The organism is Corynebacterium tuberculostearicum SK141 (genome assembly GCF_000175635.1).
GTDB classification, from domain to species: domain Bacteria; phylum Actinomycetota; class Actinomycetes; order Mycobacteriales; family Mycobacteriaceae; genus Corynebacterium; species Corynebacterium tuberculostearicum_C.
The window spans coordinates 396,079-419,888 of record NZ_ACVP01000023.1 but is presented as its reverse complement, the minus strand read 5'-3'; the positions used below and the strand labels follow the sequence as shown (position 1 = coordinate 419,888).

The 23,810-nt window shown below is 58.1% G+C and carries 23 protein-coding genes; 18 read left to right on the top strand and 5 right to left on the bottom strand.

The features are described from left to right. Nucleotides 1-497 precede the first annotated feature (497 nt). The 10 genes from ctaE to CORTU0001_RS08405 all read left to right on the top strand — a co-directional run bounded on the left by ctaE (nucleotide 498) and on the right by CORTU0001_RS08405 (nucleotide 11,634). Complete coding sequence (gene ctaE / locus CORTU0001_RS08450) at nucleotides 498-1,109, top strand: aa3-type cytochrome oxidase subunit III (RefSeq protein WP_430516378.1); 612 nt, start codon at nucleotides 498-500, stop codon at nucleotides 1,107-1,109. Nucleotides 1,110-1,162: 53 nt separating this feature from the next. Further along, nucleotides 1,163-2,050 (top strand): cytochrome bc1 complex diheme cytochrome c subunit, encoded by an 888-nt coding sequence (gene qcrC / locus CORTU0001_RS08445; RefSeq protein ID WP_005324465.1) that lies wholly within the window; start codon nucleotides 1,163-1,165, stop codon nucleotides 2,048-2,050. Then, complete coding sequence (qcrA, locus tag CORTU0001_RS08440; protein WP_005324466.1) at nucleotides 2,047-3,267, top strand: cytochrome bc1 complex Rieske iron-sulfur subunit; 1,221 nt, start codon at nucleotides 2,047-2,049, stop codon at nucleotides 3,265-3,267. Before qcrC ends, qcrA begins: the two co-directional genes overlap by 4 nt. Next, entirely contained in the window at nucleotides 3,267-4,889 is a 1,623-nt protein-coding gene (gene qcrB / locus CORTU0001_RS08435; RefSeq protein ID WP_005328944.1) for a cytochrome bc1 complex cytochrome b subunit, read from the top strand. Before qcrA ends, qcrB begins: the two co-directional genes overlap by 1 nt. A gap of 961 nt (nucleotides 4,890-5,850) precedes the next feature. Continuing rightward, a complete protein-coding gene (locus CORTU0001_RS08430; RefSeq protein ID WP_005324468.1) occupies nucleotides 5,851-6,480 on the top strand; it encodes a C40 family peptidase in 630 nt (209 codons plus the stop codon). A 114-nt stretch (nucleotides 6,481-6,594) separates the two neighbouring features. Continuing rightward, entirely contained in the window at nucleotides 6,595-7,638 is a 1,044-nt protein-coding gene (locus CORTU0001_RS08425; protein WP_005328943.1) for a C40 family peptidase, read from the top strand. Continuing rightward, complete coding sequence (locus CORTU0001_RS08420; protein ID WP_005328942.1) at nucleotides 7,639-8,742, top strand: glycosyltransferase family 4 protein; 1,104 nt, start codon at nucleotides 7,639-7,641, stop codon at nucleotides 8,740-8,742. A 38-nt stretch (nucleotides 8,743-8,780) separates the two neighbouring features. After that, nucleotides 8,781-9,713, top strand: a complete 933-nt coding sequence (locus tag CORTU0001_RS08415) for an ROK family protein (RefSeq protein ID WP_005328941.1) — start codon at nucleotides 8,781-8,783, stop codon at nucleotides 9,711-9,713. 23 nt (nucleotides 9,714-9,736) lie between these two features. Further along, on the top strand, nucleotides 9,737-10,477 hold the full coding sequence (locus CORTU0001_RS08410; RefSeq protein ID WP_005328940.1) for a lysophospholipid acyltransferase family protein: 741 nt from the start codon (nucleotides 9,737-9,739) through the stop codon (nucleotides 10,475-10,477). A 62-nt stretch (nucleotides 10,478-10,539) separates the two neighbouring features. Then, nucleotides 10,540-11,634 carry a hypothetical protein gene (locus CORTU0001_RS08405; RefSeq protein WP_050776594.1) on the top strand — a complete coding sequence of 365 codons (1,095 nt, stop codon included), beginning with the start codon at nucleotides 10,540-10,542 and terminating at the stop codon, nucleotides 11,632-11,634. Here the strand turns inward: CORTU0001_RS08405 and CORTU0001_RS08400 are convergent. Continuing rightward, the gene (locus CORTU0001_RS08400; protein ID WP_005328939.1) at nucleotides 11,540-12,721 is read right to left on the bottom strand and encodes a glycosyltransferase 87 family protein; all 1,182 of its coding nucleotides are present in this window, start codon (nucleotides 12,719-12,721) and stop codon (nucleotides 11,540-11,542) included. The genes CORTU0001_RS08405 and CORTU0001_RS08400 overlap by 95 nt on opposite strands. Before the next feature lie 74 nt (nucleotides 12,722-12,795). Here CORTU0001_RS08400 and CORTU0001_RS08395 point away from each other — a divergent pair, with 74 nt between their 5' ends. Together CORTU0001_RS08395 and CORTU0001_RS08390 are read left to right on the top strand one after the other, a co-directional pair. Further along, nucleotides 12,796-13,305, top strand: coding sequence for a polyadenylate-specific 3'-exoribonuclease AS (locus CORTU0001_RS08395; protein WP_005328938.1), 510 nt, complete (start codon nucleotides 12,796-12,798; stop codon nucleotides 13,303-13,305). Between the two features lie 44 nt (nucleotides 13,306-13,349). After that, the gene (locus tag CORTU0001_RS08390; protein WP_005328936.1) at nucleotides 13,350-14,738 is read left to right on the top strand and encodes a class II 3-deoxy-7-phosphoheptulonate synthase; all 1,389 of its coding nucleotides are present in this window, start codon (nucleotides 13,350-13,352) and stop codon (nucleotides 14,736-14,738) included. Here CORTU0001_RS08390 and CORTU0001_RS08385 read toward each other — a convergent pair. Continuing rightward, entirely contained in the window at nucleotides 14,735-16,087 is a 1,353-nt protein-coding gene (locus CORTU0001_RS08385; RefSeq protein ID WP_034668498.1) for a protein kinase domain-containing protein, read from the bottom strand. The genes CORTU0001_RS08390 and CORTU0001_RS08385 overlap by 4 nt on opposite strands. Before the next feature lie 10 nt (nucleotides 16,088-16,097). On the opposite strand from CORTU0001_RS08385, the gene CORTU0001_RS08380 reads away from it, so the two are divergent. Beyond that, nucleotides 16,098-16,502 carry an Rv2175c family DNA-binding protein gene (locus CORTU0001_RS08380; RefSeq protein ID WP_005328934.1) on the top strand — a complete coding sequence of 135 codons (405 nt, stop codon included), beginning with the start codon at nucleotides 16,098-16,100 and terminating at the stop codon, nucleotides 16,500-16,502. Here the strand turns inward: CORTU0001_RS08380 and CORTU0001_RS08375 are convergent. The 3 genes from CORTU0001_RS08375 to CORTU0001_RS08365 are packed head-to-tail and all read right to left on the bottom strand — an operon-like array spanning nucleotide 16,471 to nucleotide 19,654. Continuing rightward, nucleotides 16,471-17,961 carry an alpha-(1->6)-mannopyranosyltransferase A gene (locus CORTU0001_RS08375; RefSeq protein WP_005328933.1) on the bottom strand — a complete coding sequence of 497 codons (1,491 nt, stop codon included), beginning with the start codon at nucleotides 17,959-17,961 and terminating at the stop codon, nucleotides 16,471-16,473. The genes CORTU0001_RS08380 and CORTU0001_RS08375 overlap by 32 nt on opposite strands. An 8-nt stretch (nucleotides 17,962-17,969) precedes the next feature. Continuing rightward, a complete protein-coding gene (locus CORTU0001_RS08370) occupies nucleotides 17,970-19,049 on the bottom strand; it encodes a polyprenyl synthetase family protein (RefSeq protein WP_005328932.1) in 1,080 nt (359 codons plus the stop codon). 50 nt (nucleotides 19,050-19,099) lie between these two features. Then, nucleotides 19,100-19,654 carry a GNAT family N-acetyltransferase gene (locus tag CORTU0001_RS08365; RefSeq protein ID WP_005328931.1) on the bottom strand — a complete coding sequence of 185 codons (555 nt, stop codon included), beginning with the start codon at nucleotides 19,652-19,654 and terminating at the stop codon, nucleotides 19,100-19,102. Nucleotides 19,655-19,883: 229 nt separating this feature from the next. Here CORTU0001_RS08365 and CORTU0001_RS11530 point away from each other — a divergent pair, with 229 nt between their 5' ends. The 5 genes from CORTU0001_RS11530 to ftsL all read left to right on the top strand — a co-directional run bounded on the left by CORTU0001_RS11530 (nucleotide 19,884) and on the right by ftsL (nucleotide 23,701). After that, nucleotides 19,884-20,315, top strand: coding sequence for an SAV_6107 family HEPN domain-containing protein (locus CORTU0001_RS11530; RefSeq protein WP_084771666.1), 432 nt, complete (start codon nucleotides 19,884-19,886; stop codon nucleotides 20,313-20,315). 109 nt (nucleotides 20,316-20,424) lie between these two features. Beyond that, on the top strand, nucleotides 20,425-20,823 hold the full coding sequence (locus CORTU0001_RS08360; protein ID WP_005328929.1) for a DUF3040 domain-containing protein: 399 nt from the start codon (nucleotides 20,425-20,427) through the stop codon (nucleotides 20,821-20,823). Between the two features lie 450 nt (nucleotides 20,824-21,273). Continuing rightward, on the top strand, nucleotides 21,274-21,708 hold the full coding sequence (gene mraZ / locus CORTU0001_RS08355) for a division/cell wall cluster transcriptional repressor MraZ (RefSeq protein WP_005324499.1): 435 nt from the start codon (nucleotides 21,274-21,276) through the stop codon (nucleotides 21,706-21,708). A 158-nt stretch (nucleotides 21,709-21,866) separates the two neighbouring features. After that, nucleotides 21,867-22,907, top strand: a complete 1,041-nt coding sequence (gene rsmH, locus CORTU0001_RS08350; protein WP_005328928.1) for a 16S rRNA (cytosine(1402)-N(4))-methyltransferase RsmH — start codon at nucleotides 21,867-21,869, stop codon at nucleotides 22,905-22,907. Then, nucleotides 22,904-23,701, top strand: coding sequence for a cell division protein FtsL (ftsL, locus tag CORTU0001_RS08345; RefSeq protein WP_005324501.1), 798 nt, complete (start codon nucleotides 22,904-22,906; stop codon nucleotides 23,699-23,701). Before rsmH ends, ftsL begins: the two co-directional genes overlap by 4 nt. Nucleotides 23,702-23,810: the final 109 nt, after the last annotated feature.

Below are 23,810 nucleotides of genomic sequence, written 5' to 3'. Positions count from 1 at the left end.
ATCATGGCTAGGAGGGCTTTGGCGATCCAGCGTCGTTCGCGGCGCAAGAAAGTTCCCGAGAGTTTCAAAAAGTTTTACCGGTGGGGGAGGCGTGGCTGATCTTGCTGCATGTTCGCGATAGCGTTTCTTCTGCATTCTGGCACGTAAAAGCCGATTTTTGCGGGGGTCGTTCGAAAGTTGTAAAGCAGGGCGTTTGGGGGGCTCGTGGAGTGTGATTTATCTCTCCAGGCAGCGGGGTTCGGGTACACGGACGGGTGCATCGATAAGTGGGGGCGTCGGGTGGCCGGGGTGCTTCGGAATTTCAGGGTAGGGCCCGACGTGTGGTGTCACCTGCATCAATGGGGCGTCGGAAAGCGGGGCGAAAAGTTCCCGTTTGGAAAAATAAAGTTTTTGACTCTGACTTGCTGGCCTTTTGCTGGACGAAGCATCAAAAAAGAATAGAGAAAGCGGGGGGAATCGAGGTGACTTTAGCGCCCAGAACAGCCATAATAGCCACTGTGACGAGCGTAGTTTCTAACCAAGGTATGACAGCACCACGTGCTGCCTCGCTGAACCGACCCAATATGGTCAGCGTGGGCACCATCGTGTTCCTGTCTCAGGAATTGATGTTCTTTGCCGGACTGTTCGCGATGTGGTTTACCTCGCGAGCTAACGGTCAGGAAGGCGATTGGGCGGAGCACACCGCTCATATCAACCTGCCCATGGGTTTCCTCATTACGGCAGTGCTGATTTCTTCTTCTGTGACCTCGCAGTTCGGCGTGTTTGCCGCAGAAAGGGGTGACGTTTACAAGCTTCGACTCTGGTACACCGTGACGCTGGTACTGGGCGTTGTGTTCCTGGGCATCATGGCGTTTGAGTGGACCGAGTTGATTCACGCAGGTGTGACTGTGCAGTCCAGCGTCTTTGGTTCGGTGTTCTACATCATCACCGGCTTCCACGCTGCACACGTGACCGCGGGTCTGATTTCTTTTGCAATCATCCTCGCGCGCGTTGCTAAGTCCAAGTTCACGCCGGCACAGGCGACCGCAGCAATGGCAGTGTCCTACTACTGGCACTTCGTTGACGTTGTGTGGATCGGCGTCTTCACCGTTATTTACTTGGTCCAGTAGCACTGGCCAAGATCCCCAAACAGTCCTCCCGTGTTCGAGTTATCTAAAGGAAAATGATGGATAACAATTCGCAGTCCGTGGCAGTGGAGCAGACCACTGCGGCGGCTAAGAAGACCCGCCGTCGCCGCAAGGCGAAGCGTACCCTTGCCGGTGGCTTCGCTTTGGCGATTGGCCTGTCCGGTGCGGGCGTCTTGGCTTCTGCCTTGACCCCGGACGCACAGGTCGCCACGGCGGAAAAAGATGACCAAGCCCTCGTCCAAGAGGGTAAGGACATCTATGACACCGCTTGTATCACCTGCCACGGTGCCAATCTGCAGGGCATCGAAGGTCGCGGTCCGTCCCTCGTTGGTATCGGTGCTGGCTCCGTGTACTTCCAGGTGCACTCCGGCCGTATGCCGATGATGTCTAACGACGCCCAGGCAGAGCGTAAGGCTCCTCGCTACACCGAGCAGCAGACTCTGGCCTTGGCTGCATATGTTGCAGCCAACGGCGGCGGCGCAGACATTGTCTACAACGACGACGGAAGCGTTGCTCAGGAATCGCTGCGTGGTGCTAACTACAATGGCGAAATCCAGGCAGAAGACGTAGCGAAGGGCTCCGAGCTCTTCCGCATGAACTGCGCTTCCTGCCACAACTTCACCGGCCAGGGCGGCGCCCTGTCCTCCGGTAAGTTCGCTCCGGAGCTGGCTCCGGCAAGCGAGCAGGAAATCTACCAGGCAATGCTGACTGGTCCGCAGAACATGCCTAAGTTCTCCGACCGCCAGCTCACCGCAGATGAGAAGAAGGACATCATTGCCTACCTCAAGTCTGCAAAGGAAACTCCTTCCCCAGCAGGTTGGGACCTCGGCGGTCTTGGCCCAGTAGCGGAAGGCCTGGCAATGTGGATTATCGGCATTAGCGCCCTGTGCGCTGCCGCTATGTGGATTGGATCGCGCTCATGAGCAATGTGAAGAAGAATTACACTAACGCTGAGCTCGACAAGATGAGCAACGATGAACTCGCTGCTCTTGGTACCGAGCTCGACGACGTCACCGTTGCGTTCCGCAAGGAGCGCTTCCCAGTCGAAGGTGACCCGGCTGAAAAGCGCGCTGGACGTAACGTTGCTATCTGGTTGTTCCTGTCCGTCATCGGCGGCCTCGGATTCCTCGGCGTTTACCTGTTCTGGCCGTGGCAGTACAAGCAGCTAGGGGAGGAGGGCCACATTTGGCACACCCTCTACACCCCTCTGCTGGGTATTACTGCAGCCCTCGCAATTTGCGGCTTGGGCATCGCCATCGTTCAGTACGTTAAGAAGATTCTCCCAGAAGAGATTTCCGTTCAGCGTCGTCACGACGGTCCTTCCGAAGAAGTTGACCGCCGTACCCTGACCGCTCTTCTGAACGATTCTTGGAAGACCTCCACTCTGGGTCGCCGCAAGACCGTTCAGGGTCTGTTGGGCGGCGCCGGCGTTCTGTTCGGTCTTACCGTGATTGCTCCGCTGGGCGGCGCAATTAAGAACCCTTGGAAGGTTCGCCACAATATGAACTATGCCGGTGACGGCACCCTGTGGACTTCCGGTTGGACCATGCACAATGAAGGCGTCAAGCTCTACCTGGCGCGCGACACCGGTACTATCGCCGAGAAGCACTCTGGCGAAACCGGTGAGCACTACAGCACCAAGGGTGTTACCCGCTTGGTTCGTGTGCGCCCGGAGGATCTGGCGGCAGGCGGCATGGAGACCGTCTTCCCGCTGGCAGAAGAAGACGTTAACGATGGCGACAAGTACGATGCCGAGCGCGATGTCTACGAGCACCACATGCACTCGATTCACGGCAACCGCAATGCGGTCATGCTGATTCGCCTGCGTCACAACGACGCTCAGAAGGCAATCGAGCGCGAAGGTCAGGAAGACTTCCACCACGGCGATTACTACGCCTACTCCAAGATCTGTACCCACATCGGTTGCCCGACCTCTCTGTATGAGGCGCAGACCAACCGAATCCTGTGCCCGTGCCACCAGTCGCAGTTCGACGCTTTGCACTACGGAAAGCCGGTCTTCGGCCCGGCTGCCCGTGCACTGCCACAGCTGCCTATCACGGTGGATGACGAGGGCTACCTCGTTGCACAGGGCAACTTCATTGAGCCTGTCGGCCCGGCATTCTGGGAGCGTAAGTCATAATGAGCAATAAACTCGCCCAAATGGGCAACAACATGGATGAGCGCTATAGCGCCGCCGGCGTGCTGAGGACTCAGCTGAACAAGGTCTTTCCGACCCACTGGTCCTTCATGCTCGGTGAGATGGCGCTATACAGCTTCATCATTCTTGTACTGACCGGTATCTACCTGGCGCTGTTCTTCGACCCTTCCATCACCAAGGTCATTTACGACGGCACCTATGCACCGCTTAACGGTGTAGAAATGTCCCGCGCATATGCCACCGCGCTGGATATTTCTTTCGAAGTTCGTGGTGGCCTGTTCGTGCGCCAGATGCACCACTGGGCAGCTTTGCTGTTCATGATGTCCATGGTTGCGCACATGCTGCGTATCTTCTTCACCGGCGCATTCCGTCGTCCGCGTGAGGCAAACTGGATCATCGGTTGCGCACTTATCCTGCTGGGCATGATCGAGGGCTTCCTTGGTTACTCCCTGCCGGACGACCTGCTTTCCGGTGTTGGTCTGCGAATCATGTCCGCCATCATCCTGGGCCTGCCGATTATCGGCACCTGGCTGCACTGGGCAATCTTTAGCGGTGACTTCCCGTCTGACCTGATGCTGGATCGTTTCTACATCCTGCACGTTCTGGTTATTCCGGGCATCATCCTTGGCTTGATTGCAGCCCACCTGATTATGGTTTGGTTCCAGAAGCATACCCAGTTCCCTGGACCAGGCCGTGCAGAGAACAACGTGGTTGGTGTGCGCATTATGCCGGTCTTCGCTACTAAGGCTATCGGCATGGGCATGATGGTTGCTGGCGTACTGGCGCTGATGTCTGGTCTGCTGACCATCAACGCAATCTGGACGCTTGGACCTTATAACCCATCCCAGGTTTCTGCTGGTTCCCAGCCAGATATCTACATGCTGTGGACTGACGGTGTCGCTCGTGTCATGCCGGCATGGGAGCTCTACATCGGCAACTACACCATTCCTTCCGCGTTCTGGGTAGCCCTGCTGTGTGGCCTCATGGTCGTCCTGCTGATGGCGTACCCGTTCTTGGAGAAGAAGTTCACCGGTGACGATGCACACCACAACCTGCTGCAGCGTCCGCGCGATGTTCCTACCCGCTCCGCTATCGGCGCGGCTGCCATCGTGTTCTTCCTGCTGGTTACCCTTTCCGGTGGTAACGACCACGTGGCACACTTCTTCCAGATTTCGCTGAACGCTATGACCTGGGTTGGTCGTATCGGCCTCATCGTGCTGCCTCCGATTGCGTACTTCATGACTTACCGCATTTGTGTTGGTCTGCAGCGCTCTGATCGTGAGGTGCTGGAGCACGGTATTGAAACCGGCGTTATCAAGCAGATGCCGAATGGTGCCTTCATTGAGGTTCACCAGCCACTCGGCCCGGTTGACGCCGATGGTCACCCGGTTCCGCTCGAGTACGCAGGCGCTCAGGTGCCGAAGCAGCTCAACCAGCTTGGCTTTGCGGACTCCGAGACTCAGGGCACCTTCAGCCCTGATGATCCGGCCCTCATGCACCGAGTGCACGAAATCCACTCGGATAACCACGACGAGGAAGCGGAGATGTTCCGCCGCCTCAACGAGGCTAACCGCCGTGAGGACGAGGAAAACGGCCGCATCTAACCGCTTTTCCTGAGGACTTCTCGAAACACGCTCACAGACCCGCCCTTGCTCCTATTAAAGGAGCAAGGGCGGGTCTTGCGTATGTAAAGATCAATTCCGAACCCAGTCCTTATTCTTCTAGCTGCAACAAGAGATTTTGAAGGGGGAGCTGTTGCGCTTCTGTGAGTCTTTATGAATCTTGAAGCATTTGAAGGGCTGCTGCTGAAGCTTGTTGTGTAGTCGGTTTAGTACGTGTTCTGGTGCGCGAATTGTCGGTGGTTAGTGGTTCTCTCATGCTTTGTAGCTTTAGGAGCCTAGTGCGTGGGCTCAGATGGGTGTGGATGCCGGAAGTCTTTGTTTGCTGGAAGCACGTTTCGCTCGTCGATTGAGCGCGTTAGGGGGCGTCGGAAAGCGGTTTAGCTAGAACCACCGCAAGGAAAGGCGGCAAAGCGGGGCGCAGTTGCGATGAAAACTAGGCTCTAGGCGTGCGGTAGAGGAGTCAATTGGTGGGGAAGAAGGGGCTGCCAAAATGTCTTAGTGCTGAAAGTCACAATTTAGAATTCTCTTAATTGTTAAGCGTTTTCTTAGTAAGGGTAATTCTTGGTCGGGTGTCTGTCATCCTCTGTCGTTTGTGCAGCTTGTGACCTTAAAGCCTCTAATTCTGGTGGGAACTAGCGTCCGTGTGGAGGTTAAATCTCGACAAGGTCAACGGAAGGTAACGAAGCGATAACAAACGTTATTTTGGTGTCGCGAATGGACATTGCTTGTGATGATTTCGTAACCTATTCGAGACATTGAGTTACCGCCCGAAAAGGTGCTCAATCTAAACAGAAGAATTACAGCGCCGCATCTGGCCCCTCCTACTGAGGGGCCGAGCGGAGGAAATCCTAAAGGAACGGATTCCCAACGAACGCTAGTCCCCCAGGGTCAGAGCTTCCTTTACAAGGGGAGTAGGCGCGCAGGAAGATTTGGAGTTTTACTCATGGCACAGCACCGTCGTCAGGGCATGAAGAACACCCGTCGCATCGCATCTACTGCAGCACTGGCTGCAACCGCCGCCGTCGTCGCACCGGGCGTCGCACAGGCAGCAGAGGTCGTCGTACCTAATACTGACTACCGCTTTGAGGTAGCAGGTCTGGAAAACGTCCCGAACATTGACCAGGTTCCGAACATCGACCGCTACGTTCCGTCCCTGGGTAAGGTTTCTAACCAGCAGAACACCAACTACGCAGCAGCTGGCCACAAGCAGGCCGCTCCGGCACAGCAGACCGTTGGCCAGAAGGCACTGGCTGCAGCACGCTCCGTCATCGGCTCCCCGTACGTATACGGCGCCGCTGGCCCGAACGCCTTTGACTGCTCCGGTCTGACCAGCTGGGCATACGCTCAGGCTGGCAAGCAGATTCCGCGTACCTCTCAGGCACAGGCTGCCGCCGGTACCCCGGTACCGCTGGATCAGCTGCAGCCGGGTGACATCATTGCTTACTACGGTGGCGCTTCCCACGTTGGTATCTACACCGGCCACGGCACCATCATCGACGCCCTCAACTCCGGCGTCCCAGTTCAGGAGCGCGACCTGAACTACATGCCGATTCACTCCGCAGTTCGCTTCTAAGAAGCAGCGGATCTAGCCCTCCCCTTCGCGGGGAGGGCTTTGTCGTGCATTAGGGGGTAAAACCCGCTATAGTTAATACGATTTCTAAAATTTTCTTAGTCTAAGGGTCCTTACGTGTCTAAACGAGTACTTCCTGCAGCTGCACTTGTGGCGGCTCTTGCTGTTTCGTCGGTTTCTGGGATTTCGCAGGTTGTTGCGCAGGAGGCGGCTCCACAACAGGAGAGCGCCACCGAAGATGTGGACGCCTTGGTAAAGCGCGTTGGCGAAGTTGCGCGCAAGGTTTCTGCCAAGAATGAAGAAGTAAAAGAGCTCGAGGTCAAGCTCGAGGAAAAGCAGGCTGAGGTTGCTGAATCTGAGCAGGCCGCCGCTGAGGCACAAACGCGTGCGGACGATGCGAAGGGCGATGTTTCCACCCAGCAGGACCGTGTCAACGGCATCGCACAGTCGCGCTACCGCGGTGATTCCCGTTCGGCAGTGTCTGGGGCCTTGGCAGCGGAAGATCCTTCCGATGCCGTAGAGCGCATGGGCTACCTCGGCGCGCTTTCCCGCAAGGCCCAGCGCACGCTTGATGCGAAGGCAAATGCTGCGTCCATGGCGGAAGAGGAAAAGCATAAGGCTGCTGACGCCGCTGCCAAGGTGCGCGAGGAAAAGAAGGCGCTGGAAGAGCAGCGTGAAGAGCTCCTCAAGGAGAAAGAGGAGCTGGAAAAGCAGCAAAAGGACATCGAGAAGCAGGTGGACGCCCTCGATGAACAGCAACGCGAGGCTTGGGAAGGCCAGTTCGGCGGATCTGATAAGCCGGATATGGATCTGGGCGAGGTCGCAGATGGCGCTGCTTCCGCAGCGTTGTCGAAGCTGGGCGCCCCATATGGCTGGGGTGCGGCTGGCCCCGATCAGTTTGACTGCTCCGGCCTGATGTTCTGGGCGTATCAGCAGATTGGCAAGTCCATTCCGCGTACGTCGCAGGCTCAGATTGCAGGTGGCACATCGGTACCGTTGGAAGACCTACAGCCGGGCGATATCGTGGGCTATTACCCTGGGGTAACGCACGTGGGCATGTACATCGGTAATGGTCAGGTGGTCCATGCCTCTACCTATGGCGTGCCTGTTCAGGTAGTACCGCTGAAGTCCATGCCGATTACCGGAACGGCGCGGTACTAAGTGGCCCGCGTTCTGCTGGTAACCAATGACTTTCCGCCCAAGATTGGCGGCATTCAGTCTTACCTGCGCGATTTCGTAGCAACCTTAGATCCGCGCGATGTCGTGGTCTTTGCCTCAACCCAGGAATCGCCGGCGGAATTCGATGCCGGGGTGGACTACAAGGTCATCCGCTGGCCTCGCCGCGTGATGTTGCCGACGCCCGCCACGGTGCGTCGGATGCAGGAGATCATCCGCGCAGAAAATATCGACATCGTCTGGTTTGGCGCCGCCGCGCCCCTTGCCTTGATGGGCAAGGCTGCAAAAGAGGCGGGTGCCACCCGTGTGGTTGCTACCACGCACGGGCACGAAGTGGGGTGGTCAATGGTGCCCGTGGCACGGCACTGCCTGCGCCGTATTGGTGACCATGCTGACGTGATTACCTATATTTCCGACTACACCCTACGTCGGTTGCGTCGACCATTTGGACCGAATCCGCGCTGGGAGCACCTGCCTTCCGGAGTGAGCGTGGAAGGTCTTTCTCCAGCCACGCCGGAGCAACGCGCAGCGGCGAAGGCAGAGTTCGGGGTCAGCGGGCCGACCATCGTCTGCATTTCGCGGTTTGTCCCCCGTAAGGGGCAAGACCAGCTGCTCCGCGCTATGCCTCTAGTGCGTGAAGAATTCCCGGATGCACGGCTCCTACTTATTGGGCGCGGACGCTACCGCGCGGCTTTAGAACGGTTGGCGGAAATCTATTGCCCAGACGCAGTGATCCAAGAAGCAGAAAGCATTGAGACTGCTTTGCACGCAGCGGATGTTTTTGCCATGCCGGCACGCACCCGTGGCGGTGGGTTAGACGTCGAGGGCTTGGGAATCGTGTATTTGGAGGCCCAAGCGTGCGGCCTGCCAGTTATCGCCGGAGACTCCGGAGGAGCACCGGAGACGATGACGGGGGAGACGGGGGTCGTCGTCAAGGGCGCCTCTGTGCCGGAACTAGCTGAAGCGTTGAAAGCTCTCCTGGCCGACCCGCAGCGTAGGCTGCGCATGGGGCAGGCGGGGCGTCGCCATGTGGAAGAGAATTGGACGTGGCGGATAATGGGGCAGCGATTGCGGCAGCTGATGTCTTGATGTGACCCTAACCCGGTTGTCGGTATATTCTGTTATGCATGCTTAAGAACAACTCCGCCGATCTGACTATCGGCTTCGACGTCGGTGGCACCAACGTGCGCGGCGGAGTGATCACTCGGGAGGGTGAGATTCTCGCGAGCCGCACGGTTCCTACTTCCATGGACGCCGAGCAGCTGGAAGCGGATATTGTGGGCATTGTCAATGAGCTGCGCGCTGACTATGAGGTGGACGCCGTTGGCCTCGCCTTGGCGGGATTTTTGGATCCTACGTGCGAGGTAGTGCGCTTCGCCCCGCACCTTCCCTGGCGGCACGCCAATGTGCGGGAATCACTCTCGCAGAAGCTCGGTATGCACGTGCGGTTGGAGCATGATGCAAATTCCGCCGCGTGGGGTGAGTGGTGCTTTGGCGCCGGCCGTGGAGCGGAGGATTGGGTTTTCTTTGCGGTAGGAACAGGTATCGGTGCCACTCTGATGACGCATGACACCATCTACCGCGGCGCGTTTGGCACCGCCCCAGAATTTGGGCATATCGTGGTAGTCCCTAATGGTCGGCAGTGCTCCTGCGGTAAGCGCGGCTGCTTGGAACGCTATGCCTCCGGCACCGCGTTGCCGGATACCTGCGCCGATTTGCGTGGGAGCTATGAAACCTCGCTGCCGGCTGAGCCCACCGGTAAGGAAATTACCCAAGCGGCGCGCCGTGGAGATCCGCTTGCCGTAGCGGTAATGGAAGACTTCAGCCGGTGGCTGGGCCAGGGCCTATCCATTGTTGCTGATGTTTTGGATCCGGAGCTCATCGTGCTCGGCGGCGGCGTATCCCAAGATGCGGACCTCTATCTCGAGGGCGCTGCCCAAGCCATGGGGCAGGATATTGTCGGGGCAGGGCATCGCCCCCTCGCACGTGTTGCCACCGCAGAATTAGGGTCGGCAGCGGGTATGATTGGCGTAGCCGATTTGGCCCGCAGCGGCCGTTAAAACTAACAAAGGACGACCTGGCGATGAAAAACAAGTGGTACTGGGCTTTTAAGCACATCTTCTTCGGACCCGCCCTGCGAGTATGGAATCGCCCGTGGACCGAGGGCATCGAGAAAATCCCCGCTGAGGGTCCTGCGATTTTGGTGTCGAATCACCAGGCCGTCATGGATTCCTTCTTCTTTCCTTTGGTGTGCCCGCGCCAGATCACGTTTCCGGCTAAGTCGGAATACTTCACCACTCCGGGTCTTGTCGGCAACCTGCAAAAGTGGTTCTTTACCTCGGTAGGCCAGGTCCCCATCGAGCGCGATAGCGAGGACGCTGGCGACGCCATCGTGGAAACCGCAGAAGGCATTTTGTCCCGTGGCGATCTCTTCGGTATCTATCCGGAAGGAACTCGTTCCCCAGATGGCCGTGTGTACAAGGGCCGTACCGGCATGGCGCGCATCGCCATGGAGACTAATCAGCCAGTATTTCCCATTGCGATGATCAATTCGCGCAAGGCCAATCCCATTGGCTCGTGGATTCCCCGTCCATTTAAGGTTGGCGTGCGGGTAGGAGACCCCATTTGGCCGCATGAGTGGGCCAAGGAGCGCGGGATGAATCCGGCCGAGCATGAGACTATCCGCGCCTTCACGGATTTTGTGATGCGCGATTTGGCCGAGCTGAGCGATAAGCCTTATGTTGATGTGTACGCCTCCGATGTGAAGGCTTCGCTTAAAGCCGGCCATGGTTACCCCGCCGGCGCCGAATACAAGGGGAGGTAATCACTATTCCCAAGGCCCGCTTAGCTTGGCCAGATACCGCTAAAGGCGTATCCATTATCGGCGTGGTGCTCTTGCACGTCACGCTGGTGGTTCCGGAAGGTGAGCTAACGTGGTTGGCTGACCTAAACATGTGGCTGGACCCGCTCCGCCTACCCTTGTTTTTCCTCGTATCCGGCTATTTCTCTACCAAGATCTTTCGCTATTCTTTCAGCGAGCTTTTTACCCGCCGCCTTTGGTTTTTTCTCGTGCCCTATACGGTGTGGATGACCGTTGAGCTGTGGACTAAGCGCATCGAGTACCACTGGGTATTTGGTGATCCTTATCTGCAGCTTACGGATCTGCTCTATAACCTGCTGCTAGGCCATACCATGGCGTGGTTCATTCACGCGCTTATCTTTTTCAATATATTTTTGTGGGCCGTACGCAAGTTGCCCGCGTGGGCAGGCATTGGCCTGAGCTTTGCGCCGCTGCTGTTTATAGCGTGGCAGGATCATTATTACTTTATTGGCAAGGCAATCATGTTCTTGCCCATCTTCGTCGGTGCAGCCTATCTCCGCGGGCCTATTACGCGGTTTGCCGACGCCGCCGAAGCACCCTTTAAAGGCACCTTCCGCAAGGGCTCTATGTGGGCATATGGCGCGGCAATCATCAGCTACATCGCGGGACTAACCATCCGGCACACCTGGAATTCCGTCGAAGGCGAGGTAGCGGTGCAGTGGCCTCTGCCAGGTGGGGACATTCTTGGCCGAGGCGATCTAGACCTGTTGATCCGCTTTGCGGAGCAGACGCTTGAAACCCCAGCGGGCATTGTTGGTGCTGTCCTTATTAGCCATATTCCGGCTCTGTCCACTTTTGTAAAGTTCGTGGGCCGGCATACCCTGCCCATTTACTTGGCCCACCCAATCGGCATGACGCTGGGGTACGGCTTCTTCATGGCCCACCGCGATTATGTGGTGAGCCTTGCTGGCCAGTGGCCGATGGAAAACACCTGGTTCTGGATCGGAATGTGCTTCTTCTACTCCGCAGCGGCATCGGTAGCGCTCTGGGTCCTCGGGAAGGTCCCTATCCTTGGCTGGACGCTGGTTCCGCCGCGGATTGATAAGCGCCGGCCCGTCGTAGAGCCAATGGTAGCGAGCAAAGAACCAGCAGAGCGGTAACGATGGCGTAGTCATTGCCCACGATGTGCTGCCACCATGCCCAGTCCAGCTCTTGCTCATTGGCATGGGGGACAAGCCAATGACCGCGGGCCAAAAGCGCCAGCCACGTCAGCGCACCGAGCACCCAGTGGCGCCGCGCCACTAGCAGTACGCCCGCCAATACCAACCAGGTGAAGTGGTGTGACCATGACACCGGCGAGCACAGGAGCGATACTGAAGCGGCCAGCAGCATGAGTACCGCCTGGTTCTCGTGGGAGAGGCGCTCCATAGCAAACCACACGATGGCAACGACGAGGACTACGGCTACAAGCCACAGCTTTTCAGCGTGTTCGGGGACTAGGCGGCTAAAGAAACCGCGCAGGGATTGGTTGGAGCTATAGGCAAGTCCACCTATGCGGTTGGAATCGCGCAGCGTTTCGCTCCAGTACTGGATGGAGCTATGCGGATTGCAGGCGAAGGCGATGAGCCCAGCTGCCAGAAAGGAACCCAGGGCGCTGAAAAATGCGCGCCATTCGCGGCGGACGAAAAATACGGCGAGAAATACCGCAGGGGTGAGCTTGATCGCCATAGCGATGCCGGTAAGCACGCCCCTGCCGCGTCCGGGGCGCAGCCAGAGGATATCGACCACGACGAGTGCGGTGAGCAGGATGTTGACCTGCCCGAAGCTAAAGGTCTCCGTTACCGGCTCCGTAAGCATTGCCGCTAGCAGCGCCCAGCCTGCCCAGCCAGGGCAATCAACGGCGCGCAGAACCAAGGCTATGCAGCCCCACAGCGCAAGAAAGGAGGCGATAGAAACCAGGATGCTTGCAGCAGTGAGGGGAATCCAGCTCAGTGGGGCAAAGAGCAGCGCCGCAAAGGGCGGATAGGTGAAGGGAAGAGAGACATCGCGATTGCTGCCAACGAGGTAGTCCTTGGAATAGAGGTCGCTGCCAAAGCCGGCCCCGCCTTCGCGGTAAACGTCCAGGTCAATGTGGTAATACGTGGAAAAATGGCCGGAGAAAAGCTCCGGAATATCAATGAGCCACCAAAGGGCCACGAGGGCAGAGAGGCACAAGGGCAAAGCAGTAAACCACAAAGATTTCTTCACGCCAGAAGTCTACAACCGTCTCTTTAAGGGGCCAATTTATCGCCGCAGACTAGGCGGCACTAGGCTTGGGAGACGTGCGCTACTTCTATGACACCGAATTTATCGAAGATGGACAAACCATTGAATTGGTCTCCATCGGCATCGTCGGTGAGAATGGCAGCGAGTACTACGCCGTGTCTACGGATTTCGATCCGTCCAAGGCCAATTCTTGGGTCAAAGACAATGTACTGGCTAAGCTGCCCAGCCCGCGGGACCCAGTATGGAAGCCTCTGGAGACCATTCGCACGGAGGTCTTCGAGTTTCTTACCCAGAGCTCAACCCCGGTAGAGCTGTGGGCTTGGGTGGGCGCTTATGATCATGTGGTTTTGGCGCAGCTGTGGGGCGATATGGCCGGATTGCCTAAGCGCATGCCACGCTATACCCGCGAGCTGAAGCAGTACTGGGAGTTTGCGGGGCGTCCCAGCCTGCCGGCCGTGCCTAAGGGTAATCACGATGCGCTTGTCGACGCCCGCCATAACCTCGCCAAGTTCCGTGCCTGCGCCCAGGTGCTTCCGCTGTCTATGGGCAATAGAATTAATATCTAAAATTTAACTAACGCGCGATAGGCGCTTGATGGTTAAATAGCAGTGTGAGTTGGACAGTAGATATTCCGCAAGGCGTTCTCCCAGACCTCCCGCCATTGCCCGCCGGCATTGACGAGGTCTTCCAGGACGTCATCAAGCGTGACGCAAAGCAGCAGCCCAGCTGGGATACTTCCCAGGCCGATAACGTGCGCAAGATTCTCGAGTCCGTGCCGCCCATCGTGGTTGCGCCCGAGATCGAGGCGCTCAAGAAGAAGCTGGCAGACGTTGCCTTGGGTAACGCCTTTTTGCTTCAGGGCGGCGATTGCGCGGAAACCTTTGAGTCCAATACTGAGCCGCATATCCGTGGCAATGTGAAAACGCTGCTGCAGATGGCCGTGGTGTTGACCTACGGCGCATCCGTTCCCGTGGTAAAACTCGGCCGCATCGCTGGCCAGTACGCCAAGCCACGTTCTTCCGATACGGACTCCAATGGTTTGTTGAATTACCGCGGTGACATTGTCAATGGCGTGGAGCCGACCGATGAGGCTCGTCGCCACGACCCGGCCCGAATGATCCGCGCTTACGCGAACTCTTCGGCGGCAATGAACCTCGTGCGTTCTTTGACCTCTTCCGGCACTGCGGATCTTTATCGCCTGCATGAGTGGAACCGCGAGTTCGTGCGCAATTCCCGCGCTGGTGCCCGCTACCAGGACTTGGCCCGGGAGATTGAAAACGGCTTGAACTTCATGAATGCCTGTGGCGTGCACGATGACACCCTGCGCTCGGCCGATATCTACTGCTCGCACGAGGCATTGCTGAAGGACTACGAGCGCTCCATGCTGCGCTTGGGCCAGGACAATAACGGCGATACCAAGCTTTACGATCTCTCTGCACACCAGGTGTGGATTGGTGAGCGCACTCGTGGCATCGAAGATTTCCACGTGAACTTTGCGGCGATGATTGGTAACCCAGTGGGCATCAAGCTGGGACCGGGCGTCACCCCGGAGCAGGCCGTGGAGTACGCGGAAAGGCTGGACCCGAATCGCGAGCCAGGCCGCCTGACCATGATTTCGCGCATGGGACACGATAAGGTGCGCACGGTTCTGCCTGCCATTGTCAAGGCAGTGGAAGACTCCGGCCACAAGGTGGTATGGCAGTCCGACCCGATGCACGGCAATACCTTCACCGCTTCTAATGGCTACAAGACTCGCCACTTTGACAAGATCGTGGATGAGGTCCAAGGCTTCTTCGAGGTTCACCGCGAACTGGGTACCCACCCGGGTGGCGTACACCTTGAGTTCACCGGTGAAGACGTCACCGAGTGCTTGGGCGGCGCCGAGGACATTACCGACGTGGATCTGCCGGGCCGCTACGAGTCGGCCGTGGATCCGCGCCTTAATACTCAGCAGTCGCTCGAGCTGTCCTTCCTCATCGCGGAGATGCTACGTAACTAAATCCACAGGTTCGGCGTCATGCCGTAGAGCGAGGAGCCGAACCACCACCCGCCGATAGCCACCGCGCCCACCGCAATCGCGACCACTACTAAGTACAGCACTAGTGACAGCGGATTGCGGTTGGTCAGCGGACGCTCGGCGGGTTCTTCATGCGCGCTCTGGACCGGCTGCTCGGGGACTGGAGCAGGTACCGGTGCAGGCGCAGAGGCAGCTGCCGGCGCAAATGGTTCGAGTGGGGGCTCGGACGCGGAATACGGCTGTGCCTGGGGTTGTGACAATGGTTGCGGCTCCGGTTCAGGAGCGGCCCCGGCCTGTGGCAAATCCAGTTTCGTCTCAAAGCTAAGGCGCTGCGGCGGGATGACTTCAGTCGGGCCGCCGTCGAGATGCTCCGTTTCGCCCTGCGGAATGCTGCGGGTGGGTTCGAAAATTTCCGTGGCTCCAGTGCCCGAAAAATCCGTGGGTGCTTGTGCCGTGCGTGCCGCGGCAGCGTTCCTTGGCACGGGGATGGTCACGTCCGGAAGATCGAGCTCTCGGCATACATCATCGAGCGCCTCGAGGAATTCTCCGGCGTCGGCGAAGCGCTCGCGGGGATCGCGGGCGGTGGCGGTGGCCACGAGGGCGTCGACAAGCTTGGGCACCCCAGAAATCCGCGAGGACGGCGCGGGGACGTCGGAATCCAAGCGGGCCGTGGCATGCGCTAGGGGAGTATCCCCCGAGAATGGAACGGTGCCGGTAAGAAGCTCGAAGAGGACGATGCCGGCTGAATAGACATCCGAGGCCGGTGTAATTTCTTCGCCCGTGACCTGCTCCGGGGCGAGATAGGACACTGTGCCCACGATCATGTCCGAGGTAGCCTCGGCATTGGTGGCACGCACCAGCCCAAAATCGCCCACCTTTACCCGGTGGTGCGAGGTAATAAGTACATTATCGGGCTTGATGTCGCGGTGGATGAGCCCGGTCGAGTGCACCTCTTCCAAGCCGCGCAGCACATTGCGCAGGGTAGAGGTGGCCGCCTGCACCGGAAAGGGGCCGCCCTCGGCCAGTAGCTCGCGTAGCGTACCGCCGTCGATGAGCTCCATGATGAGATAAATGGGCTCGCCGTCGGCGGAAAAATCGTGAATAGCTACGAGATTGGGATGCTGCAGGCGGGCCATGGCGCGAGCCTCGCGAGAAAAACGCTTGATAAAGACGGGGTCATCGGAATAGCGCTCGTCCATGACCTTGGCCGCGACCGCTCGCCCCAGCCGCATGTCCACGCAGCGATAGACGGTAGACATGCCACCGCGGGCAATGGGGCGATCGATCCGGTAACGGTTCTCCAGAACGTCACCAATTTCCAACCTAGTCATGCTTCCCAGTATGGCCGATCATCTAGCCCGCGTTAAAGTAGAAAACGTGACTAACCAAGAAAAATCCCTCGATTCCTTGCTCGCTAACGAAGAACTGCTCAGCATGCAGCAGGTGGCAGAAAAGCTAGACCTACCCATCACGCGCGCTTATGACCTGCTCCAGGACCGAAAGTTCATTGCCTGGGATTCCCCAGAAGGAAAGCGCGTACCTCTGGCCTTCTTCAACGACAAGGGTGTGATTGCCAAGCATGTAACTGCCGCAATTACTGTGTTGACAGACGGCGGCTATAAGGACAACGAAATCTTCAAGCATCTCTTTACCGAGGATGACTCACTGCCCGGCCGCCCGATCGATGCCCTGCACGGTCACCTTGCCCGCGAAGTTATTCGGCGCGCGCAGGCTGCCGCTTTTTAGGCACGCCTTCAAAGATCCACTGGGTGGCAAACCATGCCACCACAATCATGCCGATGACCCAGAACCAGTTGTAGAGCTGGTGATTGCCATCGCCGGAGAAAGAGACGCCAATAAACAGGGCCACGCCGGTGGTGAATTTGATGAGCCAGAGCGGCGGCCGGAAGGTGCCCATCAGGGTAAAGATAGAGGCGTAGTACCACGGTAGGGTCACGGCGTTGAAAACAAAGGCAATTTGGTACGCGGCCGCGGTGCCCATAATGGCGTCGCGGTTGTCCTTGCGGCAAAGCCACCACACCGCCACCAGCCCAATGAGCATGCAGGCCATGGCGATGCTGCGCAGGACGGCCAGGATGGCGTTATAGGACGCATCCGGCATAAATATTTGTACCGCTGGGAAGATAATATCGGTGGCCAAGGTGGGGCCGGCTAGCGGGTTAATCACCTTGGAATTGCCGCTTACCTGCGATAGCCAGCCCCATGACGTGCCGGAAACCCACGTGATGAGGGCTACTGCGGCGATGATTTCTGCCACTGCGGCGATGCCAGATAGCACAAAGACAGCAAGTTGTCGCCACTTACTGGAGCCCTTGGGAGCGTAGTGGTGGAGCATCATCCATACGATAAACGGTGCCGCAATAACCGCAGTTGCCTTCATAGCCACGGCCGTGCCCACGAGGATGAGGGCGGCGTGGAAGCGCTGATGCAATGCCGCTAGCAGGCCGATAGACACGAGCCCCACCATGAGCGACTCATTATGCATGCCGCCGATAAGGTGCAAGATAATAACTGGATTAGCTACACCAAGCCACAGTGCTACCGCAGGATCCGCGCCGAGTTTGCGGGCGATGCGGGGGATTGACCAGGCGATGGCAATAAACCCGAGCAGAGAAAGAACCTTATAGATCACCACGCCTGCAGTGACGTTATCTCCTACCAGGCTGGTGACCAGTTCTCCTATCCACAGGTGAAGGGGACCATAAGGTGTGGTGGTATTGCGCCAATCTTGTGATACCTCAAGGAGGAAGGGGCCGGGGTTAACGGCGGCCCCTTCGGTATACGGATCGAAGCCATCGCGAACCATTGCACCTTGCATAAGGTAGGAATACACATCGCGGGAGGCCAATGGCCCGGCTAATAAAAGGGGAGCTACCCAGGCGATGAGAATGCGCTGGATGTCGCGCAAGCCGCCCTCGGGGAGAGGATTTTTGAGCTGTGGGCGAATGATGGTGCGCCCAGCAAGCACCCACGCTGCGGCTAAGAGGAAAATACCCACCCAGTACAGCGCTAGGCCGAGATTGCGCCCGTGCCCATAGGACAAGAAGCCAATATTTAATGCTTCAAGGAGTCCTCCACGGTTGCGGGTGGCGCCGCCAGAGAAGGACGCGAGCAACAAAATGCAGGAGGCAGATAGCCCCAGCGGCAGCGCGCGTGGAATGGGAAAAGAGTACGTCTTTGCCACGGGACAACCTACTTGCGGCGAGCAGTGGCCTTGATCGCCAACTGCTCTAGGGTTTCGGTCACCGCGGGATCCACCTGTGCGGCGCGCAGGTGCTGCAGGCCCGATTGCGTTAGGGCATCGATGCGGCGCTCAATTTCTTCTGGTGCGCCCGAATCAGCGATGATCTGGGCCAAGCGCGATAGCTCCTGGGGATCTGAGGTGCGGCCAATGAGCTTGCGCAAGGTAGCAGCAGCTTGTGGATCAGACTCATCCGCGCGCTGGAGCGCTAGCGCTAACAGTTCGGTTCGCTTGCCTTCGCGCAGGTCATCACCGGCAGGTTTGCCGGTTACCGCGGGATCGCCAAAAACACCCAGCTGATCGTCGCGCAACTGGTAGGCAATGCCAATATCGTGCCCATAGCCGCGGAAGGCTGCGATAAGTTCCTCGCTCGCACCGGCGGTGGCGGCGCCCAAGTGCAGCGGGCGTTCAATGGTATAAGCGGCGGTCTTATAGCGGTTGACGGAATTGGCAAGCTCTACTGATTCGGAACCTGCCGCCTCCAAAGAGATATCCAAGAGCTGTCCACCGATAACCTCAGTGCGCATGCCGCGCCACGGGCTGCGAGCACGGTGCAAAGCGGCCGCACTCAGGCCGGAATCTTGGAACATGTCCTCTGCGTACACCAGCGCTAAATCGCCCACCAAGATCGCTACGGAGGTGCCGAAGAACTCTGGGTCTCCCAAGTATTCAGATTCGCGGTGCAGCTTTTCGACGCCCCGGTGCACCGTAGGATTGCCGCGACGGGTATTGGAAGCATCGATAATGTCATCGTGGATAAGGGCGCAGGCCTGGATAAACTCCAAAGAGGCGGCTGCGCGGAGCATGGCCACGGGATCTTCTTCTCCTCGACCTGCGGCAAGGTAGCCCGCCCAGGCATAGGTAGGCCGCACTCGCTTGCCACCGTCAAGCACGAAGGATTCCAAAAAGCTCACGGCCTTGGTTACAGGGGCGCCAATTGCGGCCACCTGCTCTCGGCGTTGATCAAGGAAGGTGGCGAGTTCCTCGCGCACTGCACCGGGGATGTCCGCAAGCTCAGGAATATTCTGCATAGTCACACCCCACACGATACCGGCTAGGTTGCGCAAGAAATAACAGAGGTTTACAGCGGCAGGCTCGCGCCCAATATGGCAAAGGGGCGGGAATCGGCGGGGTAGAGATGTTCACGGAGGACATCGAAGAAGCCGGCGGCTCTATAGAGGCGGAAGGCACCGTTATCCTCGTTCGGTACCTCGGGTGTGGACAACAGCGCGTAGCGCGCCGGGGCATTCCATAGCAATCCCTCTAATAGTTTTCTGCCTAGGCCGTGCCCCTGGTACTGCGGCAAGACGTGGATCTCTGCCAACTCAAAGTAGTTGCGCACAATGTCCCACTGCTCTTCGGTGGGCCCGCCTTGTAGTAGGAGCCCCCGGCGAAGCTCAGCGTCCCACCAGCTATCTGGGGAACCTAAGAACCCATAGGCCACGCCGACGATGCCATTGTCATGGGTGGCAATCTGCGCGCTGAATCCGGGGCGGGTCACGTCATTTCGCCAGCTTGAAATGCGACTATGCAAGATCGCGGGGTTGTAGTGCATTGCCTCGATGTAGATTTCCACCAGTTGCGGGGCTAGCAGGGAGAATTCCGGCGGGGTTAGACGGCGAATTTCAAAGCTCACACTTCCTATGACACCAGATGTCTGTAGAGGAGGGGGAAAGCAGGGCTCGCTATATTCTTCGAAATTCACAAAAGTGAATCGAACAAGAAGACTGAGGAAAGCGTGTGTCCAGCTATTAACATTGCTCGAATCGAACAGGTGAACTATACTCGGGGTTGAAATGTCTAGCGGCTTACTTAGGGTCAGGGGCAGTTCAACGACGTTATTTATTTAGTTAAGGGCAAAGACAATGGCACAGATTATTTCGGCAACGCGTACCCGTTCTCTTGGGCGAGAAGGCAGCAAGCGGGCACGGTTCCTCTTTCAGGCACGAGAATTATTAGACGCCGCGCGAGGTTATGCGGCTGAGGGGCGATTCGATCAAGCCTTAGAGGTGGCGTACCAATCGGCTCTACGTACTGCTGGCGCACGAGTGGCTGCATCTGTAGTGGCTCGGCGCCGCCGCCTTCCCTCCAGTGCATGGGATCGGTTAGCGCTCGTCGGTGTGGAAGACAAGCGGTGGGCTGAATCCTTTAAGGGATATTCGCGGACTCGTGCGCGCGTGTCTTCGGGACTGGATGAAGCGCCGAGCGAGGAATATGTTTATGGCCTCATGCAGCGTGCTGCACAGTTTTTGGATGAAAGTGAGGCAGGGACTACTTTCGGCTCTTTTGCTGCGTAGTCACTTCGTGGGGGCGCTCACTACCTTTTGGGGAACATACTGATTATTCTGGGCGTTAATATAGATAGAACTATTACCGCCCGAAGCTCAATCCCTAGTTGGAGGAACAGTGTCTCTTTCCGAGCAGGAGCAGCGCACGCTCCGTGAAATTGAGGAATCGTTACTTGCTGACGATCCTAAGTTTGGCGCTTCCGTTTCTGAGCCTACGTCGTTCGGCGGATCTGGCGGTGCGGTAACCCTCCGAGGCGTAGCGCTCGTTGTCGTTGGCCTTTGCATGCTTATCGGCGGTGTTGCTCTCGCACAGCAAAGCCTGTGGTTTATCGTGCTTTCTATCGCGGGCTTTTTGGTGATGTTTGCCGCCGGTGTGTGGATGCTGCGCGGAGATGGATCTGGGCATTCTGCCCAGGGGCATTATTCCAGCGCTCGTGCAAAGAAGTCCGCGTCCCGCAGTGGTGGAGTCAGCGGCAAGTTGGAGGAAAACTTCCGTCGCCGCTTTGAGGAGCGTTAGCGCTTTTTAATTTAGTTCGCCCCGGTTGGCCCAGTGAGGGTCAACCGGGGCATTTTTGTGCCGCGCCAAAATTCCCCACTTTGCCCCACGGATGAGGCGCTGGGTGGGCAATGGTGGGGTGGTTGCCCCATGGGCTTAGATAAAAGTCCTCGATAACACAGCATATGGGGTCGGTGGGTGGGGTGGGGCGCATTATATTGGTGTTACGGGTGGGGTAAGTGGGGTGGTTGTAGTGGGCTGTCAAGGCCTTTCGCGGGATTTCTTCCCACCGGAAAAACCATTATCTAGCTGCACGTAATTGAAAGTAATCCGAGGGACACGCCGCTTTAAGTGGGTTAGGTGGGGGAAAGTGGGGTAGAGTGGGGCGCAGCGGAGGAAAGAGGGGCTCAAGGGTCTCGATTCTGAAGTAAGAGAATCCGGAGTTTTTGAGTAAGGAAGGTGGACGCCGGGATGTTTCTCGGAACCTACACTCCGAAGCTCGATGACAAGGGACGTCTTACGCTTCCGGCAAAGTTTCGCGATGAACTCGCGGGTGGCCTCATGGTCACCAAGGGGCAGGACCACTCGCTGGCCGTGTACCCGCGGGAGGAATTTGCGGCACGTGCGCGGAAGGCTGCGGCGGTTTCTCGAACCAACCCAGAAGCACGTGCTTTCATTCGTAACTTGGCAGCAAGTGCGGACGAACAGCGGCCGGATGGGCATGGGCGCATTACGTTGTCCGCGGGGCATCGGGAATATGCCAACTTGTCTAAGGAGTGCGTTGTGGTTGGCTCTGTGGACTTTCTCGAAATTTGGGACGCAGCCGCGTGGGCTGAGTACCAGTCGCAAACTGAAGATGCTTATTCGGCAGCAGATGCCGATGACGTGCTGGCGGGCTTGCTCTAAGCCTGCACAAGAGTGCGTGTAAGGACTCTGTCCGAGGCGGATGATTCTGGTGTACTTCCCCGATATCAGAAACCTGCCTCGGACAGGGCCCTATACGCACTCGCATGCTTTCCACCACTGGAAGTCAGGGAATTTGAGAAAGGGGGTTGCGGGGAGACATGGCTACCAAAGACCTAAATTATGATGTGGCCGAAAACCACGGCCACGTGCCGGTCATGCGCGAGCGCATGGCTGATCTCCTGCGCCCCCAGGTAGAAGCGGCGGGGGATAAGGCAGTGCTTGTCGACGCCACCCTGGGCGCCGGTGGCCACACCCGCTACTTCCTGGAATCTTTCCCCAAGGCTCGAGTCATTGGCGTTGACCGCGATAAGCAGGCGCTGCGCAATGCAACCGAACGTCTTGCGCCCTACGGCGATCGCTTCGTTGGCGTTAATGCACGATTCGATGAGCTAGGCAGCGCCATCGCGGAAGGTGAGGGCGATATCTTTGATTCGGCCCGCACCGTAGGCATTGCCGGCGCCCTTTTTGACCTTGGTGTTTCCTCAATGCAGCTAGACCAGGCTGACCGCGGATTCGCTTATAAGGCGGATGCACCGCTGGATATGCGCATGGACCCTTCGCAGGGGATTACTGCGGCGGATGTGCTTAATACCTATACGCACGGTGACTTGGCTCGCGTCCTCAAAACCTATGGTGATGAGCGTTTCGCGGGAAAAATTGCCTCCGCCGTGTTGAAAGAGCGCGACAAGGAGCCTTTCGAGAACTCCGCGCGGCTCGTTGAGCTGCTGTATGATGTCATTCCCGCTGCGACCCGCCGTACCGGAGGGCACCCCGCCAAGCGCACCTTCCAGGCGCTGCGGGTTGAGGTCAACCGCGAGTTGGAAGCTATCGAAAATGTCCTGCCGGTCATAACCCAGGCGCTTTCAGAAGGCGGCCGTGCCGTATTCATGAGCTACCAATCTTTGGAAGACCGCATCGTTAAAGCAGCCTTCAAAGAACTGACTACGTCCAAGACGCCGGCTGGGTTGCCGATGGATCTTCCGGGCACCGCGCCGAAGTTCAAGATCGTTACGCGCGGGGCGGAAAAGGCCTCTGAAGAGGAGGTCACGGAAAATTCGCGAGCCGCGTCGGTGCGTGTTCGTGCCATCGAAAGACTCGAGGGAATGCCAGAATTTCTACCGCCGGGAGGCAGGCAATGAGCACCATCCCACGCCGCAACCACCTAAAGACTGACAGCCGCGACAGAGAGGCCACTCGCACCATGGGCGCCAGCCGAGACTTCACCACCGGAATCGATACCGGAGCCCCGACGGCGCTGCGCGAGCGTCCCAGCACTAAGCGTGCCCCGAGCCGCACTCGCGTGCCGCACCGCAGCACTAAGCGACTGGGTTCGAAGCAGGTGGTTAGCTTCCGCGGGCGCCAACTGCAGCCGCAGACGAAGAAGAACGGGCTCCTTACCCGGTTGGGTGTCATTTCCCTCACGCTGCTTATCGTCGGCGTGGCCTTGGCCATGTGGCTGTCGGGTCTGTCTACCAAGCAAACCTTTGCCATCCAGCAGCTGACCGTGCAGGATTCCCAACTGGATAACCAGATTGAGACCCTCAACCGCGATGCGGAGAATCTCAGCTCTTCTGCTGATATTGCGCGCCGCGCGGACGAGATGGGAATGGCTATTCCTAAGCAGCCGGGCATTGCGGAAGTTGGCGGCGATGGAAAGATCGTCGACAAGCGCGAAGGCACCCCGGATACCGAGAAACTCATTGATGTCAACGGTGAACCAATCCGCCCGGGCCAGGCTTCTAGCGACCCAAAGGACACGGAGGGGATGTCGGATTCCCTCAATGCCGTGCCACAGGGACAGCAGCGCACCAGCAATGGTGGCGATGCCGGCGACCGCAACTCGGACCGCGAGACCGGCGATGCCGGTGCCTCCCAAGACAATGCGCGACCTAACCTTCCTGCCCGTGCGCCGTATGCCAGCCGCGCCGAGTAGCTAGAGAAGAATAATCGGTTAAAAAGATGATGCTCGCGCGTGGTGGCGCGGGCATTCTCACTTTTGTAGGGCACAATCAATACACGCAAGAAATTGTGGCGGAAATAGG

Bases quoted from the DNA above. Each gene is read 5' to 3' on its own strand.
- CORTU0001_RS11530 (WP_084771666.1), top strand. From the start codon at position 19,884: ATGGCACAGATTATTTCGGCAACGCGTACCCGTTCTCTTGGGCGAGAA.
- CORTU0001_RS08415 (WP_005328941.1), top strand. From the start codon at position 8,781: ATGCTTAAGAACAACTCCGCCGATCTGACTATCGGCTTCGACGTCGGT.
- rsmH (WP_005328928.1), top strand. From the start codon at position 21,867: ATGGCTACCAAAGACCTAAATTATGATGTGGCCGAAAACCACGGCCAC.
- qcrA (WP_005324466.1), top strand. From the start codon at position 2,047: ATGAGCAATGTGAAGAAGAATTACACTAACGCTGAGCTCGACAAGATG.
- CORTU0001_RS08410 (WP_005328940.1), top strand. From the start codon at position 9,737: ATGAAAAACAAGTGGTACTGGGCTTTTAAGCACATCTTCTTCGGACCC.
- CORTU0001_RS08430 (WP_005324468.1), top strand. From the start codon at position 5,851: ATGGCACAGCACCGTCGTCAGGGCATGAAGAACACCCGTCGCATCGCA.
- CORTU0001_RS08380 (WP_005328934.1), top strand. From the start codon at position 16,098: ATGGCCGATCATCTAGCCCGCGTTAAAGTAGAAAACGTGACTAACCAA.
- mraZ (WP_005324499.1), top strand. From the start codon at position 21,274: ATGTTTCTCGGAACCTACACTCCGAAGCTCGATGACAAGGGACGTCTT.
- qcrB (WP_005328944.1), top strand. From the start codon at position 3,267: ATGAGCAATAAACTCGCCCAAATGGGCAACAACATGGATGAGCGCTAT.
- ftsL (WP_005324501.1), top strand. From the start codon at position 22,904: ATGAGCACCATCCCACGCCGCAACCACCTAAAGACTGACAGCCGCGAC.
- CORTU0001_RS08370 (WP_005328932.1), bottom strand. From the start codon at position 19,049: ATGCAGAATATTCCTGAGCTTGCGGACATCCCCGGTGCAGTGCGCGAG.
- qcrC (WP_005324465.1), top strand. From the start codon at position 1,163: ATGATGGATAACAATTCGCAGTCCGTGGCAGTGGAGCAGACCACTGCG.
- CORTU0001_RS08385 (WP_034668498.1), bottom strand. From the start codon at position 16,087: ATGACTAGGTTGGAAATTGGTGACGTTCTGGAGAACCGTTACCGGATC.